The organism is Streptomyces sp. NPDC006134 (assembly GCF_040628835.1).
Lineage (GTDB): Bacteria > Actinomycetota > Actinomycetes > Streptomycetales > Streptomycetaceae > Streptomyces.
The window spans coordinates 59,503-75,110 of the sequence record NZ_JBEXTV010000007.1; the positions used below are offsets into that span (position 1 = coordinate 59,503).

A 15,608-nucleotide genomic window follows, 5' to 3' on the forward strand; every position below is an offset into this window, starting at 1 on the left:
GGCCAGATGCCCGGAACGGACTCGGGCGGACCTGCGTGCTTGCGGGCGGACCTAGACGTGGATCGGGTGGGACACCCGTCCCGCCGTCTCGTCGATCTCCCCGTGCGCCTTGTCGAGCAGCCGCATCGCGAGCTCGTTCAGCGCCCGCGCACCGGCGATCTCCTCACCCACCCGGGGCTGGTTGGGGTCGGAGTGGTGGCGGCTGGCCCGCCCGTGCGCCCGTACGGCGCTGCCGTCGGGCAGACGCACCATGGCGACCGCTTTGGTGTGCTGGTCGTCCTCCATGAACTCCAGCTCGACGTGCCATCCCACAGCGGTGTGCATCATGACGATCACCTCCGGAACACCTGATTCCAGGGTGCTCCTCGCGGCGGGCGGGCGCACCCACGGAATCCCCGCGGAATCGTGGAAGGCGGCCCACCGGGGCGTTCCGGCGGCCCTGCGGGCCCCGTTCCCCCCGGGGCTACTCGGCGGACATGGCCTCCCGCATCGCCTTGGCGGTGACGGACGCGTCGTAGCCCTCGGGGACGCCGTCGACCAGGATGATGTCGCCCTCGATGTGCCGTGAGCGCAGCGGCGCGATCTCCTGGTAGGCGGGCGAGTCCCACCAGGCGCGGGCCTCGGCGGCCCCGGGGAAGCCGATCATCACGACGGAGCCGGGCCAGTCGCCCTCCAGCACCTCGTGCTGCGTGACGTGGACGAGGTAACGGCCTCCGTACGGCTCGAAAGTGCCGGGGAGCCGCTCGATGTAGTCGGCGACCTCGGGGTGCGGAGCGGCGTCCTGCAGGTGGGCTATGACGTAGGCGGGCATGGCGTCCTTCCGGTCGGTGGTCGGAGCGGGAGTGCGTATGACGGTGATCGTGGCAGGGTGCCGTGCCGGCGTCGATGACCCCAGAGGTAAGCGACCCCGGCGGGATCGTCCGGTGCCGGCCGGGCCGTCCGGTGCCGGCGGGCGGCCGGGCGGTGGCGTCACGTGCGCGTCCCCGCGCCGGCACGGCCGTCCCGGAAGATCCGGTCCAGGTGGTGCCCCAGGACCGCGGCGGCCTCCTCGGGGCCGCGCTGGCCGACGAGGACGCTGGTGCCGAGTCCGGCGGACAGGGCGAGCAGGCTGACGGCCTCCACCTCCGGATCCACGCCGGGCCGCAGGAGACCGCGCTCCGCCGCCTGCCGCAGGAGTCCGGTCACGGCGCCCTCGGCGGCGTCGGGGTTCTTGATGAACGGCTGGGAGGCGAGCGCCGGGTCGGTGGCCGACAGGACGGCGTACGAGGTGTAGACGAGGTGGAAGGTGCGGCTCTCCTCGTCGGCGGGCAGCGCCGCCCTCAGCACCGCCTCGATCGTCGCGCGCGGCCCCGGATCGTCGCCGGCGGCCCCGAGGCGGGCGGCGACCCGCTCCCCGAAGCGCTCGGCCAGCCGGTGCAGCCCGTGCAGGAGCAGTTTCTCCTTGGTCTCGAAGTAGTACTGCACCAGCCGCAGGGACACGCCCGCCTCCGCCGCCACGTCGCGCATCCCCACGGCGTGCAGCCCGCGCCGCGCCGCCACGCGCAGCAGCGCGTCGGCGATCTCCGTACGCCGCTCCGCGTGATCCACGCGCTTGGGCATCGGCCCCTCCTCCACTCACCCTGTCCACCGGCCGGGGCCGGTCCCGCCGGCACCCGTTGATGATACAACCGTATCACCAACGTGATACGTTCGTACCACGAAGGATCGACCCCGGAGGTGGCCGTGTCCCCGACCGCAACCCGCACCCAGGCCGATGTCGGCCGCTTCGTCAGCGACGCCTGGCGCGACCGGTACTTCGCCGCCTGCGACGCGGTCTACGCACTGGGAGCGCCCGCCGCCGCGGAGACCGACGTGGAGACCTCCTTCGGCACCACGCACGTCTACCGGTACGACCCCGCGGACCCCGCCGCGCGCTCCCGCACCCCCGTCGTCCTGGTGCACGGAGCGGGCTCCTGCTCCGCCATGTGGTACCCGAACACCCCCGCCCTCAGCGCCGTCCGCCCGGTCTACGCGATCGACACCCCGGGCGACCCCGGCCGCAGCGTCCAGCGCGAACCCGTCCACCAGCCCGAACACGCCGCCCGGTGGCTGGAGGAGACCCTCGCCGGGCTCGGGCTCGACCGCGTGCACCTGGTCGGCTCCTCCTACGGCGGCTGGCTCGCCCTGAACCAGGCGCACCGCGAGCCCGGCCGCCTCGCCTCGGTCACCCTGCTCGACCCCGGCGGCCTGGAGAAGGTGGGCCTGCGCTTCTTCGTCTGGATCTTCGCCAGCCTCTTCGCGACCTTCGCGCCCAAGGCGCTGCGCCCGCGGCTGGCGGCCTGGCTGGAGCAGCCGGTCCTCGTCGTGCCGGAACTGCGCACCATGATCAGGACGGGCGTCCGCGCCTACCGCATCCGCCGCCCCGCCCCCCTGCCCCTGTCCGACGGCGAGCTGTCCACCCTGCGCACCCCGCTCTACCTGGTGCTCGGCAGGCGCAGCCTCCTCGTGCACCCGCGCAGGCAGGTCGAGCGCGTCCCGCGCCTCGTACCCGGCGCCCGGGCCGAGATCGTCGACGGCACCGGCCACGGGCCCCAGATCGACCACGCGGAGGAGATCAACCGCCGGATGACGGCCTTCATGGACTCCGTCGACTGACCCGCGCCGGGGCGCCGGACCGCCGGGGCGGGAGGCGGCCTACCCGGCGTGCAGCATCAGCCCGATGCCGGCGACCAGCAGCCCGGCCGCCACGATCCGGGGCGCCCCGAACCGCTCCTTGAAGAACACGGCCCCGATCGCCGCGCCGGCCAGGATCGACGACTCCCGCAGCGCGGCGACCGGCGCGAGCTCGGCCCGGGTCTGCGCCCACAGCACCAGCCCGTACGCGGCCACGGACATCGCCGCGCCCAGCAGCCCGAGCCCGGCGACCGGCCGCAGCAGCGGCCAGGCCCGGCGGCGGTGGCGGTACAGGAAGTACGCGGGCAGCGCCACGCCCTCCACCGCCATCAGCCAGGCGATGTACCCGAGGGAGGACCCGGAGGCGCGCACGCCCAGCCCGTCGACGACGGTGTACGCCGCTATCGCCGCGCCGGTCGCCAGCGCCGCGCCGATCGCCGCCCAGTCGGGCCGCCGCCCGCGCAGCCCCCACAGGGCGACGCCGGTCAGCCCCGCGCAGGACAGCGCGATCCCGGCGGCCTGCCAGCCGTCCGGCACCTCGTGCGCGAAGACGGCGGCGAGCAGGGTGACCAGCAGGGGCGCGCTGCCGCGCGCGATCGGGTACGCCTGCCCGAAGTCCCCCAGCCGGAAGGACTTCATCAGCAGCGCGTAGTAGACGAGGTGGAGGGCGGCCGAGGCGAGCAGGTACGGCCACGCCCCCGCCGCCGGGAACGGTGTGAACGGCGTCATCGCCAGCCCGATCAGCGTCCCGCCGCCCGCGATCAGCGTGAAGCCGGCCAACTTGTCGGTGATCTTGTGGGCGATGGCGTTCCAGCCGGCGTGCGTGACGGCGGCCAGCAGGACGGCCGCCGTGACCGCAGGCGTCACGCGGTGCGCTCGCGCACGTCCACGAGGACGGCACCGGCGTGGGCGACGAGGTCCTTCGGCGCCATGGGGAAGACGGTGTACGGCGTCCCGGCGGCGGCCCAGACGACGTCGTGCGCGAGGAGGGACCGGTCGGCCAGCACCCGGGTCTTCGTACGGTGCCCGAAGGGCGGGACCCCGCCGATGGCGTACCCGGTGGTCTCCCGCACGGCCTTGGCGTCGGCCCGCGTGACCTTCGCGGCGCCGAGTTCCCCGCGCACCCGCTCGACGTCGACGCGGGAGGCACCGTCCATGAGGACCAGGACGGGCTCCCCGTCCGCCGCGAAGATCAGCGACTTGCAGATCTGGCTCAGCTCGCACCCGATCGCGGCGGCGGCCTCGGCGGCGGTGCGGGTGGCCTCCGGGAAGCTGCGGACCCGGGGGATCACATCACCGAGACCGAGCGCTTCCACGGCCTCGGCGAAACGGGGGTGGGGTGCTGAGTCGGCAGGTGTCGTCATGCGACGCACGCTAACGGTGCCTGTGCAGGGCACGCGACCGAGTTACCGCACCGCGGTCGGACAACCAGGCGGCACGGGCTCTCGGCTGCGCGGCGATGGCGTCCGGGCTGACGCCATCCGCCCTGCCCCCGGTCACGACCGGCTGAAAACCTGGTCTGCGTATGGAACATTGGCTACCTTCATATGAAGCACACGTCAGGGAGGTGCTATGTCCGCCACTCAGATCGACATCGACGACGAGGCTCTCGCCGAGGCGATGAGGTTGTCCGGAGCAAGGACCAAAAAAGAGATGGTCAACCTGGCGTTGCGCGAATATGCCGAACGCCGACGGCGCACCGAAGCCCGGCTGCGGCACCTTGAGCGTGCCCAGCAGTGGGACGAGGACGGCTTCTGGCGTCGTCACACGGCCGAAAAGGGCGCCGGTGACCGGGCCGAGAAGGGCGCCGGTGACCGGGTCGAGAAGGGCGCCGGTGACCGGGCCGAGAAGGACATCGCCCGACAGTGATCCGCTATCTTGCCGACTCGACCGCCGTGTGGCGGCTACAGCGTGACCGGAAGCTCAATGCGCTCTGGTCGCACGAACTGGACGACGGGGCGATCGGTTCGTGCGCGGCTCAGCGCACGGAATTCCTGCAATCAGCCCGCAGCCTCGACGAGTACGAGCACATGACGGACATGTTTGCCGACCTTCATCCGGACGTCGCCGTTCCCAAGGGAGCCTGGCGCTGGATCGAAGCGGCTCAGCACAGGCTCGCTCAGCGCGGGCAGCACCAGAGCCTGTCCACGGTCGACTGGCTCGTCTGCGCCACAGCCGCTCATCACGGCTTGGTGGTCCTGCACGACGACCAGGACTACCGCACCGCTGCCCGGGTCCTCACGGACCTGGCGGAGCGGAACGTGTACGCCGCTCCGATGTGAAAGAAGCCGGTGAGGGCCCTCCGTCCGCACGGAGAACCCTCACCGGCCGGTTTTCCCCCGGGCGGTCCGGCGCGTCAGACGCGCACGGCCTCCCGGTCCGCGTCGGGGTCGGTCTGCGTACGCAGGCCCTCGCCCTCGACGTCGACGTTGGGCAGTGCACGGTCCAGCCACTTCGGCAGCCACCAGGCGCGGCGGCCGAGGAGGGCCAGGACGGCCGGGACGAGGGCCATGCGGACGACGAACGCGTCGAAGAAGACGGCGATCGCCAGGCCGAAGCCGATCATCTTGACCATCGACTCGGAGGAGCCGATGAAGCCGGCGAAGACGGCGATCATGATGACGGCGGCGGCCGTGACGACCCGGGCGCCGTGCCGGAAGCCGGTCACCACCGCCTGGCTCGGCGTCTCGCCGTGGACGTGGGCCTCCCGCATCCGGGTCACGAGGAAGACCTCGTAGTCCATGGCGAGGCCGAAGACCACGCCGACCATGAAGATCGGCATCATCGACATGACCGGGCCGGTCTGCTCCACGCCCATCAGGTCCGCCAGCCAGCCCCACTGGAAGACGGCGACGACCGCGCCGAGGGCCGCGAGGACCGACAGCAGGAAGCCGAGGGCGGCCTTCAGCGGGACCAGGACCGAGCGGAAGACGACGATCAGCAGCAGGAACGCCAGGCCGACGACGAGGACGAGGTACGGCAGCAGCGCGTCGTTGAGCTTCTGGCTGACGTCGATGTTCATGGCCGTCGAGCCGGTGACCAGGACGGTCGCGCCCGTGTCGGCCTTGACCCCGGCGCCCGCGTCGCGGATGGAGTGGACCAGGTCCTCGGTGGTGACGGAGGACGGCTTGGACTGCGGGACGACGGTGATCGTCGCCGTGTCGCCGGCCTGGTTGGGCGCGGGCGGGGTCACCGCCGCCACGTCCTTCAGGCCCTTGATCTCCTCCACGACGTCGGTGAACACCGCCTTCGGGGCGTCGCTCGCCTGGGCGTCGACGACGACCATCAGCGGCCCGTTGAAGCCGGGGCCGAAGCCCTCGGAGAGCAGGTCGTAGGCGCGGCGCTGGGTCGTGGAGGTGGGCTGGGAGCCGTCGTCGGGCAGGCCCAGCTCCAGGGAGGCGGCGGGAACGGCCGCCGCGCCCAGGCCGACGACGCCGAGCAGGAGGACGGCGACGGGGCGGCGTACGACGAAGTTCGCCCAGCGGGTGCCCATGTTGGGCCGGGCGGTCCCGGCGGGCTCGCCCGCGGCCTTCTTCGCGGCCCGGCCGCCGCCCAGCAGCCTGCTCTTCTCGCCGGCCGGCTTGACCTTGCGGCCCGCGTAACCGAGCAGCGCGGGGATCAGCGTCAGGGCGATCAGGACCGCGATGACGACCGTTCCGGCGGCGGCGACGCCCATCTTGGTGAGCATCGGGATGTTGACGACGGCGAGGCCCACCAGGGCGATGACCACGGTCAGGCCGGCGAAGACGACGGCCGAGCCCGCGGTGCCGACGGCCCGCCCGGCGGCCTCCTCGCGCTCGCGGCCCTCGGCCAGCTCGGCGCGGTAGCGGGAGACGATGAACAGGGCGTAGTCGATGCCGACCGCCAGGCCGATCATCATGGCCAGCGTGGAGGTGGTGGAGCCCAGGTCCAGCACGTTGGCCAGCGCGGTGATCGAGGAGACGCCGATGCCGACGCCGATCAGCGCGGTCAGCAGCGGCAGCCCGGCCGCGACCAGCGAGCCGAAGGTGACGACGAGGACGACGGCGGCGATCGCGATGCCGATGATCTCCGTCGCGCCGGTCTCCGGCATCGCGCTGAGCGCGTCACCGCCGATCTCGACGGTCAGTCCGGCGTCCCGCGCCTGCTGCGCGGCGTCCTGGAGGGCGTCCTTCGTCGACTCCTCCAGCTCCATGCCGGAGACGTCGTACTTCACCTGCGTGTACGCGATCGTGCCGTCCTTGCTGACGGCGTGCGCGGTGTACGGGTCGGTGACGGAGGCGACCTCGGAGCCGTCGGACAGCTCCCGGACGGTCTTCTGGACGGCCGCCTTGTTCCCGGCGTCCGTCATCGTCTCCCCGTCGGGCGCCTTGAAGACGACGCGGGCGGTCGCCCCGTCGGCGCTGGCGCCGGGGAAGCGCTCTTCGAGCAGGTCGAAGGCCTTCTGTGCCTCGGTGCCGGGGATGGAGAAGGAGGTGGAGCCGGCGGGCGGGGCGCTGGCCGCGCCGACACCGGCGAGGGCCAGCAGCGCCACCCATATCAGGGCGACGACGTGCCGTCGCCGGAAGGCGAGCCGGCCGAGTTTGTAGAGGAACGTGGCCACGAGGGCGTACTCCCGGTCAGGTCGTGGGGTCTGGCATGGGGTCTTCAGGGCAGAGGGGATCGGCCCGACGACGTGAGCGGTGTGACGTCAGGGGGTGTCCGGCCCGCGGGGACGGGTCAGGGGGTGGTGGGCACGCCGAGGGCGGGGAGGACCACGGCGTCGATGTACGAGAGGAGGAACCCCTGGGTGGGCGGCAGATCGTCGATCAGCGTGCGGGTGACGAACGCGCCGACCAGCATGTGCACGACGTACTCCAGCGCGGGGGCGTCCTCGCGGACCTCGCCGCGCTCGACCGCGCGCCGCAGCACCCGCCGGAACTCCGCCATCTCCGGCTCGATGAGCAGTTCCTTGAACGCCCGCCGCAGATCCGGGTTGGTGTGCACCGCCATGGACAGGCCCCGCATCAGCGCGGAGTTCTGTTCCATGACGCAGTCGTCCTCGCGGGTCACCAGGGCGTGCAGGTCGCCCCGCAGGGACCCGGTGTCGACGTCGGCGATGCCCCCCGGCTTGCCGTGGCGCAGCGCTCTGACGACCAGCTCGGGCTTGCCGCCCCACTGGCGGTAGAGCGTCGCCTTGCTGGACCGGGTGCGGGCGGCGACGGCGTCCATGGTCAGGGCGTCGTAGCCGACCTCCCGGAGCAGGTCGAGCACGGCCGCGTAGAGCTCGGCCGCGCGCTCGGGGGTGATGCGGCTGCGGCGCGCCGTCGCGGCCTCGGCCATGTCCCTCACCCTTCCGCTCGCCGTGGACCCGCCGGACGCCGGCGGTCTCGTACGTGACGAATGTAGCCCACCCCACAAGCGAAACGAAACGGTTTCGTACGTGTTCTCGGTCACGACTGTCAGCGGCGCATAAGGGCGGCCGGGCCTCCCCGGAGGGCACCCCCGGCCACCCGGGCCGCCCGCGTCCGGAGGGCACCCCCGGCCACCCGGGCCGCCCGCGTCCGGAGGGTGCCCCCCGGTCTGCCCGAGTTGCCCGCGTCCGGAGGGTGACCCCAGGTCCGCCCGAGTTGCCCGTCTCCGGCCCCCGGCCAAGCATGGGAAGGTGAGCTATCTGCGCCTTCCGCACCTCAGTGGCGACCTGCTGTGCTTCGTGGCCGAGGACGACCTCTGGCTCGCCCCCCTGGACGCCCCGGGCCGCGCCTGGCGGCTCACCGTCGACCGCACCAAGGCCGGCCACCCCCGCTTCTCCCCCGACGGGCGCCACATCGCGTACACCAGCTGGCGCACCCTGGTGCCGGAGGTGTACCTGGTGCCGGTGGACGGCGGGCCGGGGCGGCAGCTCAGCCACTGGGGCAGCGCGGACGCCCGGGTGTGCGGCTGGGCACCGGCCGACCGGGACGCGGACGCCGCCGTCCTCGCGGTCTCCTCCCACGGCGAGCCGTTCTCCCACCTCACCTGGGCCTACAAGATCACCCCGGACGGCGACCCCGGCCGCAAGCTGCCCTGGGGCCCGGTCGGCGACCTCCAGGTCGCCGACCTCGACGGCGAGCGCAAGACGCTGCTGCTCACCGGCGTCCCGCCGCACGAACCCGCCGCCTGGAAGCGCTACCGGGGCGGCGCGACGGGCCGGCTGTGGCTGCACGGGCAGCGGCTGCTGCCCGACCTCGGCGGCCACCTCCAGTCCCCGATGTTCGTGGGCGGCCGGATCGCCTTCCTCTCCGACCACGAGGGCGTCGGCAACCTCTACTCCTGCGCGTACGACGGCTCCGACCTGCGCCGCCACACCGACCACGACGCCTTCTACGCCCGGCACGCCGCCAGCGACGGCACGCGGGTGGTGTACCAGTGCGCCGGCGACCTGTGGATCGTCGACGACCTCTCCCCCGGCAGCGAACCGCGCCGGCTGGAGGTGCGGCTGAGCGGGCCGCGCGCGGGGCGGCGCCCCTACCAGGTGCCCGCCGCGCAGCACGTGGGCGGCCTCTCCGTGGACGAGACGGGCCGCGCCAGCGCCGTCGTCGTACGGGGCAGCCTGTACTGGCTCACCCACCGGGACGGCCCGGCGCGCACCCTCGCCGACACCCCCGGGGTACGGGTGCGGCTGCCGGAGATGCTCGGGGCGAGCGGGCGGATCGCGTACGTGACCGACGCCGACGGCGAGGACGCCGTCGAGATCGCCTACCTGCCGCGCGCGACCGGGGGCCGTACGCCGCGGCGGCTGGCCTCCGGGAAGCTGGGCCGGGTGCTGGAGATGGCCTCGGACCCCGAGGGCGAGCGGCTCGCCCTCGCCTCGCACGACGGCCGGCTGCTGCTGCTCCCGGTGCCCGACGAGACGGCCGCCGTGGAGCCGGAGGGGGAGGCCGGGGCGGGGCCGGGCGCGGAGGCGGAGGCGGAGGCGGACGTCACCGAGCTGGTCCGGTCGGACAACGGGCCGGTGCGCGACCTCGCCTTCTCCCCGGACGGGGCCTGGCTGACCTGGTCCCACCCGGGCATCGGGCGGACGCTGCGGCAGATCAAAATGGCCCGGATCAAGGACGGGTTCGTCGTCGACGTCACCAACGGCCGCTTCGAGGACGAGAACCCCGTCTTCACCCGCGACGGCCGCTATCTGGCGTTCCTGTCCTGGCGCGGCTTCGACCCGGTGTACGACGTGCACACCGGGGACCTGTCCTTCCCGCTGGGCTGCCGCCCCTACCTCGTGCCCCTCTCCTCGGCGACGCCCTCCCCCTTCGCGCTGAACCCGGAGGGCCGCCCGGCCGCCGGCGGCCTGGACCCGGTGGAGGACGAGCCCGGCGAGGGCGGCGCGGTCACCGTCGAGGTGGAGGGCCTGGAGAACCGGGTCACCCCCTTCCCCGTCACCGCCTCCAAGTACTCGGCGCTGCATCCGGTCGCGGGCGGCGGGCTGGTGTGGCTGCGCTGGCCGATCTCGGGTGCGCTGGGCGAGACGTTCGCCAACCCCAACGACCCCAGCGAGCGGCCCACCCTGGAGCACTTCGGCCTCACCAAGGCGAAGAAGACCGAACTCGTCGGCCACCTCGACTCGTTCGCCGTCAGCGGCGACGGCACCCGGCTCGTCGTCCTGGACGAGGGCGACCTGCGCGCGGTGCCCGCCACCGAGCCCGGCGACAGCGACTCCACCACCTGGATCGACCTGCGCCGCATCCTGCACCAGGCCGACCCGGGCGCGGAGTGGCGGCAGGCGTACGCGGAGGCGGGGCGGCTGACCCGCGCCTTCTTCTGGGAGCCGGGCATGTGCGGCATCGACTGGGACGGGGTGCTGGAGCAGTACCGCCCGCTGGTCGAACGGGTCGCCACCCCGGACGAGTTCGCGGACCTGCTGCGGGAGGTGCTGGGCGAACTGGGCACCTCGCACGCCTACGTCTCCGCCGCCCGCCGCAACGAGGGCCCGCCGCACTACCAGCGCTGGCAGGGCCTGCTGGGCGCCAACCTCGCGTGCCGGGAAGGGCGCTGGATCGTCAAGCGCATCCTGCCCGGCGACTCCTCCGACTCCAAGGCCCGCTCCCCGCTGGCCGGCACCGGCATCCGCGAGGGCGCCGTCCTGACCCACGTCGACGGCCGCCCGGTGGACCCGGTGGCGGGGCCGTATCCGCTGCTGGCGGGCTCGGGCGGGACGACCGTGGAGCTGACGTTCGAGCCGGAGGCCGGGGGGCCGCCCCGGCGGGTGGCCGTCGTGCCGCTGATCGACGACCGGCCGCTGCGCTACCAGGACTGGGTGGTCAAACGCCGGGAGGTGGTGCGGGAGCTGAGCGACGGGCGGTGCGGCTACCTGCACATCCCCGATATGGGCGGCTCGGGCTGGGCGCAGTTCAACCGCGACCTGCGCATGGAGGTGTCCCGGCCCGCGCTCATCGTGGACGTGCGCGGCAACGCGGGCGGGCACATCAGCGAACTCGTCGTCGAGAAGCTGACCCGCACCATCCTGGGCTGGGACCTGACCCGGGGCGCCCAGCCGGTGTCGTACACGTCGAACGCGCCCCGGGGCCCGGTCGTGGCGGTGGCGGACGAGGCGACCTCCTCCGACGGCGACATGATCACCGCCGCGTTCAAGCTGCTGAAGCTGGGCCCGGTGGTCGGGCAGCGCACCTGGGGCGGCGTGGTCGGCATGACCGGGCGGCACCGCCTGGGCGACGGCACGGTCATCACGGTGCCGATGAACGCGGCCTGGTTCGACGCCTACGGCTGGTCGGTGGAGAACCACGGCGTCGCCCCCGACCTGGAGGCGCTGCGCACCCCGCTGGACTGGGCCGAGGGCCGCTACCCGGTGCTGGGCGACGCGGTCCGGCTGGCGCTGGAGCTGCTGGAGACCAACCCGCCCGCCACGCCGCCGGACTACCGGGACGTGCCGGACCGGACCCGGCCGCCGCTGCCGCCGAGGTCGTGAGCCCTGGAGCCGTGAGCCCCGGAGCCGCGAGCCCTGGCCCTGCGCCGCCGGCACGGAAAAAGGGCCACGGACACGGAAAAGGCCCCTGGAAACCGCCGGGGACACGGGAAAAGGCCCCGGACACGGGAAAGGGGCGCCCCTCGCCGAGGGGCGCCCCTTCGCTCAGCAGTGCGTCAGGCGTCGTAGTCCTGGCGGAGGCGGTCCTCCTGCGTCTGCCGCTCGGTGTCCAGGTCGTCGTCGTCGCGGCGGCGGCGGTTCTGCATCTGCTCCTTGGCCTGCTCGGCCCGCTGCCGGGCCTGGTCCTGCAGACGCTCGGACTTCTCCTGGAACTGGTCCTTCATGCCCATGTGGGTTCACTCCCGTAGTGGGTGGGGAAATCGGGCCCGCCCCCGTACCGGACGGGTTCGGGCTCGATCAGATTCACACGGGCCGTGACGCTGCGCATGTCGATCAGTGACGCTCCGTACCCACCTGCGTCCGGTGCTGTTCGTCGGCCGCGCCGCCCGCGCCGACCAGGCCCATGCGCATGCCGGTGAGCCGGTCCGCGAAGCGCCGCATCTCCCGCTGGCCGACCGTCCCGATGACCGCCGGGAGGTACCCGCGCACGCCCTGCATGCCGCGCAGCCACCACTGTCCGTACACGTGCGTGGACCGCCGCTCGATGCCCTCCACGAGCCGGTCGACGGCCGGTCCCAGCGGGTACGTCTTGTTCGACGGCCACGGCAGCCGCTGCCGCAGCTCCCGCATCACGTCGTCCCGGTCGGCGCCGCGCACCATGTCGGTGTCGGTCCACGACAGGTAGCCGACGCCGACCTTCACGCCCCGGTGGCCGACCTCGGCACGCAGGCTGTGCGCGTACGCCTCCACACCGGACTTGGAGGCGCAGTACGCCGTCATCATCGGGGCGGGCGTGAGGGCGGCCAGGGACGCGATCTGGAGCAGGTAGCCCCGGCTGTCGAGGAGCGGCGGCAGGAAGGCGCGGGCGGTCACCGCCGACCCGACGAGGTTGACCTCGATCACCCGCCGCCATGCCTCGGGGTCGGAGTCGGTGAACGGCCCGCCGGTGGCGACCCCCGCGTTGGCGACCACGATGTCGACCCTGCCGAAGCGTTCCTTCACCTCCCGCGCGACCCGTGCCATCGTCTCGTGGTCGGTGACGTCGGCGTACCAGTGGTCGCTGTCGCTGTGCAGCCGCGCCGAGACCTGCTTGAGCGCGTCCGGCTCCAGCCCGACGAGGGCCACCTTCACCCCGCGCGCGGAGAGCTTGCGGGCCAGCAGTTCCCCGACGCCGCGCGCCGCTCCGGTGACGACGGCGACCCGTCCTTCCAGGCTGACCTTGCTCATGCGCTCTCCTCGGCGTGTGCGGCGGGCGTGGGGGAGTCGGTGGGCGTGGGGGCGGACGTGCGGGCGGGCAGGTGCGCGGCGGCGAGGGCGCGGATCTTCCCGGTGACCAGGTCCGGTGCTTCGACCGGCGTCATGTGGCCGACGCCGGGCAGTTCGGTGAGGCCGAGGCAGTTCGGCAGCGCGGCGGCCAGCGCACGGGCGTGCACCGGCGGGGTCAGCCGGTCGGCCGTGCCGACCAGCACCTCCGTCGGGGCCGTCAACCGCCGTACCGCGTGGTCGAGGTCGAGCAGGTCGAGCACCCGCGACCAGGCGTGGCGCACCGAGCGCGGGCAGGCGTGCACGATCCGGGCGCACGCCCGGACCATGTGCGGGGCCGCACCCGGGCCCATCGTCCCGTACTTGAGGACGCGCAGGCTGAGCGGCGTGACCGGTCCGAGCGGGGCGCGGGAGCCGAGGACGTGCCGGGTCAGCCGGGTCCGCAGCGGGCCCTCCCGCAGCGGGAGCACGGTCGAGGAGGCGACCAGCCGGGAACTGCCGGTGCTGCACAGCAGTACGGCCGCCGCGCGCTCGCGCAGGGCGGACCGGCCGGCCGCGGCCAGCACCGTCATGCCGCCCATGGAGTGCCCGGCGATCACGGCCCGCTCGCCCGGGGCGAGGGTGGCGTCGAGCACGGCCTCCAGGTCGTCGGCGAGGGCGTCGGCGGTGCACACCGGGTGGGCCGGGCTGCGGCCGTGGCCGCGCTGGTCGTAGGCGATGACGCGGTGGTCGGCGGCCAGGGCGCGGATCTGCGCCGCCCAGAAGGCGGTGGAGCAGGTCCAGCCGTGGGAGAGGACGACGGCCGGGGCGTCCGGGTCGCCGTCGGGGCCGTGCACCTCGACGTGCAGGCGGGCGCCGTCGGCGGAGCGGACGGTCAGTTCGCGGGCGGGGGCGGGCGGGGCGTAGGGGCCGGCGGCGGAGCCGGGCGGGGGAACGGGGACGCGGGGGCGGCGAGGGCTCACGCGGTCACCCCGGCCTTCTCCGTACCGGTGTCCGTACCGGTGCCCGTGCCCGCGCCGGCATCCACGCCCGCACCCGCACCCGCACCGGCACCGGCACCGGCACCGGCACCGGCACCGGCACCGGCACCGGCACCGGCAGGAACGTTCTTCCTCGCCGGAGGCCGCAACACCTGATACTCCATCAGGTCCACCCGCCGCGTCGCCCGCCGGAACTCGCTCGTCGTGCCCGGCCAGACGGTGGTGTTGCGCCCGTTCGCGTCCAGGTACCAGCTCGTGCAGCCGCCGGTGTTCCACACCGTGCGCTTCATTCGCTCCTGCACCCGCCGGTTCCAGGCCCGTACGGCCTCGGGGCGGGCGTCGAGGGCGACCCGGCCGCCGAGGACGTCCAGCTGGCGCAGGTAGTCGGCCAGGTAGTTCAGCTGGGACTCGATCATGAGGATCATGGACGAGTTCCCGAGGCCGGTGTTGGGCCCGATGATCGTCATCCAGTTCGGGAAGCCGGCCGCCGAGGCACCGCGCAGCGCCTCCATCCCGTCCTTCCAGGTCTCGGCGAGGGTGCGCCCGTCCGCGCCCACCACCCGCTCGGCGATGGGCATGTCGGTGACGTGGAAGCCGGTGCCGAAGACGATCGCGTCGGCCTCGGCCTCGCTGCCGTCGGCGGCGACCAGGGTCGAGCCGCGCACCTCGGCCAGTCCGCTCGCGACGACGTCCACATTCGGCCGGGCGAGCGCCGGGTAGTAGTCGTTGGAGAGCAGGATCCGCTTGCAGCCGATGCGGTAGTCGGGGGTCAGCTTGGCGCGCAGGGCCGGGTCCTTGATGGCGCGGGCCATGTTCCGCTTGGCGAGCTGCTCCACGAGCCCCAGTTCGTTCGGGTGCTTGGTGAACGCCTGGACCTGGAGTTCCCGGATGCCCCACAGCAGGCCGCGGCGGAGCCGCGTGGTGAGCGGCAGCGCCCGGTGCAGGGCGCGCTCGGCGGGGCCGATGGCCCGGTCGGCGCGGGGCATCACCCAGGCCGGGGTGCGCTGGAAGAGGGTGAGGCGGCCGACGCGGGGCTGGATCGCCGGCACGATCTGGATGGCGGACGCGCCGGTGCCGATCATCGCGACCCGCTTGCCGGTGAGGTCGTAGTCGTGGTCCCAGCGGGCCGAGTGGAAGACCTTGCCGGGGAAGGTGTCCAGCCCCGGGATGTCCGGGATCTTCGGGTCGGACAGCGGCCCGGTGGCGGAGACGACCATGTCGGCCGTCAGCCTCCCGCCGCCGGTCTCGATCTCCCACCACAGCCGCTCGGCGTCCCAGGTCATCCGCTTCACCTCGGCGTCGAACCGGATGTGCGGGCGGAGCCCGAAGGTGTCCGTCACGTGCTCCAGGTAGGCGCGGATGTGCCGCTGGCCGGAGAAGGTGCGCGGCCAGTCGGGGTTGGGCGCGAAGGAGAAGGAGTACAGGTGGGACGGGACGTCGCACGCGCATCCCGGATAGCTGTTGTCCCGCCAGGTGCCGCCGACGCTGCCGGCCCGTTCCAGGACGACGAAGTCGGTGATCCCCTCGCGGCGCAGCCGCACGGCGGCCCCCAGCCCGCCGAACCCGGACCCGACCACCGCCACGCGTACATGCTCGTGCTCGGCCATTCCGACGCCTCCACACATCGCCTCGGACTCTGCCAGTGAACACTGGCGCAATGGGGAGAGTAGAGGAGC

15 protein-coding genes are annotated in these 15,608 nt (G+C 73.6%); 4 read left to right on the plus strand and 11 right to left on the minus strand.

Annotated features, from left to right (window positions below; translation table 11 throughout):
• Positions 1 to 51 precede the first annotated feature (51 nt).
• The 3 genes from ABZ340_RS06475 to ABZ340_RS06485 all read right to left on the minus strand — a co-directional run bounded on the left by ABZ340_RS06475 (position 52) and on the right by ABZ340_RS06485 (position 1,599).
• A complete protein-coding gene (locus ABZ340_RS06475; protein WP_358780611.1) occupies positions 52 to 327 on the minus strand; it encodes a DUF1876 domain-containing protein in 276 nt (91 codons plus the stop codon).
• A gap of 136 nt (positions 328 to 463) precedes the next feature.
• Positions 464 to 811 carry a DUF1330 domain-containing protein gene (locus ABZ340_RS06480; protein ID WP_358780612.1) on the minus strand — a complete coding sequence of 116 codons (348 nt, stop codon included), beginning with the start codon at positions 809 to 811 and terminating at the stop codon, positions 464 to 466.
• 158 nt (positions 812 to 969) lie between these two features.
• The gene (locus tag ABZ340_RS06485) at positions 970 to 1,599 is read right to left on the minus strand and encodes a TetR/AcrR family transcriptional regulator (RefSeq protein ID WP_358780613.1); all 630 of its coding nucleotides are present in this window, start codon (positions 1,597 to 1,599) and stop codon (positions 970 to 972) included.
• Positions 1,600 to 1,716: 117 nt separating this feature from the next.
• On the opposite strand from ABZ340_RS06485, the gene ABZ340_RS06490 reads away from it, so the two are divergent.
• On the plus strand, positions 1,717 to 2,634 hold the full coding sequence (locus ABZ340_RS06490; protein WP_358780614.1) for an alpha/beta fold hydrolase: 918 nt from the start codon (positions 1,717 to 1,719) through the stop codon (positions 2,632 to 2,634).
• Positions 2,635 to 2,673: 39 nt separating this feature from the next.
• Here the strand turns inward: ABZ340_RS06490 and ABZ340_RS06495 are convergent, their stop codons facing one another.
• Both ABZ340_RS06495 and ABZ340_RS06500 read right to left on the minus strand, forming a co-directional pair.
• Positions 2,674 to 3,519 (minus strand): EamA family transporter, encoded by an 846-nt coding sequence (locus ABZ340_RS06495; RefSeq protein WP_358780615.1) that lies wholly within the window; start codon positions 3,517 to 3,519, stop codon positions 2,674 to 2,676.
• Entirely contained in the window at positions 3,516 to 4,016 is a 501-nt protein-coding gene (locus ABZ340_RS06500; RefSeq protein ID WP_358780616.1) for a YbaK/EbsC family protein, read from the minus strand. The genes ABZ340_RS06495 and ABZ340_RS06500 overlap by 4 nt, the downstream gene beginning before the upstream one ends.
• Before the next feature lie 208 nt (positions 4,017 to 4,224).
• Here ABZ340_RS06500 and ABZ340_RS06505 point away from each other — a divergent pair, with 208 nt between their 5' ends.
• Both ABZ340_RS06505 and ABZ340_RS06510 read left to right on the plus strand, forming a co-directional pair.
• Positions 4,225 to 4,521, plus strand: a complete 297-nt coding sequence (locus tag ABZ340_RS06505; RefSeq protein ID WP_358780617.1) for a type II toxin-antitoxin system VapB family antitoxin — start codon at positions 4,225 to 4,227, stop codon at positions 4,519 to 4,521.
• Positions 4,518 to 4,934 (plus strand): PIN domain-containing protein, encoded by a 417-nt coding sequence (locus ABZ340_RS06510; RefSeq protein WP_358780618.1) that lies wholly within the window; start codon positions 4,518 to 4,520, stop codon positions 4,932 to 4,934. The genes ABZ340_RS06505 and ABZ340_RS06510 overlap by 4 nt, the downstream gene beginning before the upstream one ends.
• Before the next feature lie 74 nt (positions 4,935 to 5,008).
• On the opposite strand, the gene ABZ340_RS06515 is transcribed toward ABZ340_RS06510, so the two are convergent.
• The gene (locus tag ABZ340_RS06515; protein WP_358780619.1) at positions 5,009 to 7,234 is read right to left on the minus strand and encodes an MMPL family transporter; all 2,226 of its coding nucleotides are present in this window, start codon (positions 7,232 to 7,234) and stop codon (positions 5,009 to 5,011) included.
• A 116-nt stretch (positions 7,235 to 7,350) separates the two neighbouring features.
• The gene (locus ABZ340_RS06520) at positions 7,351 to 7,953 is read right to left on the minus strand and encodes a TetR/AcrR family transcriptional regulator (protein WP_358780620.1); all 603 of its coding nucleotides are present in this window, start codon (positions 7,951 to 7,953) and stop codon (positions 7,351 to 7,353) included.
• A 322-nt stretch (positions 7,954 to 8,275) separates the two neighbouring features.
• Between ABZ340_RS06520 and ABZ340_RS06525 the strand changes: the two genes are divergently transcribed.
• On the plus strand, positions 8,276 to 11,572 hold the full coding sequence (locus tag ABZ340_RS06525; RefSeq protein ID WP_358780621.1) for a S41 family peptidase: 3,297 nt from the start codon (positions 8,276 to 8,278) through the stop codon (positions 11,570 to 11,572).
• A gap of 173 nt (positions 11,573 to 11,745) precedes the next feature.
• On the opposite strand, the gene ABZ340_RS06530 is transcribed toward ABZ340_RS06525, so the two are convergent.
• The 4 genes from ABZ340_RS06530 to ABZ340_RS06545 all read right to left on the minus strand — a co-directional run bounded on the left by ABZ340_RS06530 (position 11,746) and on the right by ABZ340_RS06545 (position 15,539).
• Positions 11,746 to 11,919: a hypothetical protein gene (locus ABZ340_RS06530; RefSeq protein ID WP_358780622.1), complete on the minus strand. Its 174-nt coding sequence runs from the start codon at positions 11,917 to 11,919 to the stop codon at positions 11,746 to 11,748.
• 103 nt (positions 11,920 to 12,022) lie between these two features.
• Positions 12,023 to 12,916, minus strand: a complete 894-nt coding sequence (locus ABZ340_RS06535) for an SDR family oxidoreductase (RefSeq protein ID WP_358780623.1) — start codon at positions 12,914 to 12,916, stop codon at positions 12,023 to 12,025.
• A complete protein-coding gene (locus ABZ340_RS06540; RefSeq protein ID WP_358780624.1) occupies positions 12,913 to 13,914 on the minus strand; it encodes an alpha/beta hydrolase in 1,002 nt (333 codons plus the stop codon). The genes ABZ340_RS06535 and ABZ340_RS06540 overlap by 4 nt, the downstream gene beginning before the upstream one ends.
• A complete protein-coding gene (locus tag ABZ340_RS06545; RefSeq protein ID WP_358780625.1) occupies positions 13,911 to 15,539 on the minus strand; it encodes an NAD(P)/FAD-dependent oxidoreductase in 1,629 nt (542 codons plus the stop codon). The genes ABZ340_RS06540 and ABZ340_RS06545 overlap by 4 nt, the downstream gene beginning before the upstream one ends.
• Positions 15,540 to 15,608 lie beyond the last annotated feature (69 nt).